General features: G+C 71.1%; 1 protein-coding gene. It reads right to left on the bottom strand.

Annotated elements, in window-relative coordinates; all coding sequences use genetic code 11:
* The coding region (locus HA630_RS00515) for a DUF3458 domain-containing protein (RefSeq protein WP_166832027.1) at nucleotides 1-560 on the bottom strand (560 nt) is incomplete at both ends.

Here is a 560-nt window from a genome sequence, read left to right on the forward strand (position 1 = left end):
CGCATGGCTTCGCGCACCGCGTGGATGCGCTGTGGGTCCACCACGTCCAGCTGTTCGGCGATGTAGGTTTCGGCCGGCAGCGTCAGCACCAGCTCTTTGAAGGCAGCGTCCAGCGCGGGGTGGCGCAGCACGGCCTGCATGGCGGCCAGGTAGGCGCTGTCCAGCACCTCGGCCGGCACCGGGCCGGTGGCCCGGATGGCCGCCAGGGCGCGGCGCAGGGCCAGGCGTTGGCCGGCTTCCCAGCGGTTGAACGGGTCGGCATCGAAAGCCAGCAGGGTGAGCAACTGGGCATCGGTGTAGTCGTGCTCCAACACCACAGGGGCGCTGAAGCCGCGCAGCAGCGAAGGCACCGGCTCGTGGTCCAGGTGGACGAACGTGAAGGTTTCGCAGGCCTCGGTCAGCACCAGGGTGCGGGTGCCGTGTTCGGGCTGGCTCCAGTGGGCCAGCTGCAGCGGCAGAGCCTGGCCCTGCGCGTCCAGCAGGCCCAGCGCCACCGGGATGACGAAAGGCGCCTTGACCGCCTGGCCCGGGGTGGCGGGGCAGCTCTGGCTCAGCGTCAG

This window comes from Aquabacterium sp. A08 (assembly GCF_011742065.1).